The organism is Rossellomorea vietnamensis (assembly GCF_001305855.1).
In the GTDB taxonomy this organism is placed as follows: Bacteria; Bacillota; Bacilli; order Bacillales; family Bacillaceae_B; genus Rossellomorea; species Rossellomorea vietnamensis_A.
In genome coordinates this window covers 1-573 of record NZ_LIXZ01000083.1, presented here as the reverse complement: position 1 = coordinate 573, position 573 = coordinate 1, and the positions used below count along the sequence as shown (strand labels likewise).

Below are 573 nucleotides of genomic sequence, written 5' to 3'. Positions count from 1 at the left end.
AGGATATTGTTCCATTACGAACAATGGGTTCCCCCATTCGGAAATCTCTGGATCAAAGCTCACTTACAGCTCCCCAAAGCATATCGGTGTTAGTCCCGTCCTTCGTCGGCTCCTAGTGCCAAGGCATCCACCGTGCGCCCTTCATAACTTAACCGAATTGGTTGTTACATCAGGTTTAAAACCTAAAATGGCGATACTCGGTAATTTCTTGACTATCAATTTATCTTTATCTAGTTTTCAAAGAACAAACCCATTCTCATCTCGAAAGAGATAAAAAATGTTTTGACAGTAATTAAACCATCAAAACTGAACAAAACTTCAACGCGTCAAACGTTTTAGTAAATCTTCCTTAGAAAGGAGGTGATCCAGCCGCACCTTCCGATACGGCTACCTTGTTACGACTTCACCCCAATCATCTGTCCCACCTTAGGCGGCTGGCTCCAAAAGGTTACCTCACCGACTTCGGGTGTTACAAACTCTCGTGGTGTGACGGGCGGTGTGTACAAGGCCCGGGAACGTATTCACCGCGGCATGCTGATCCGCGATTACTAGCGATTCCAGCTTCATGTAGGC

At 45.9% G+C, this 573-nt stretch carries 2 rRNA genes; both read right to left on the bottom strand.

The features are described from left to right. A 23S ribosomal RNA gene (locus tag AM506_RS21855) occupies positions 1–154 on the bottom strand; the annotation flags it as partial. 199 nt (positions 155–353) lie between these two features. Next, positions 354–573, bottom strand: a 16S ribosomal RNA gene (locus tag AM506_RS21850); the annotation flags it as partial.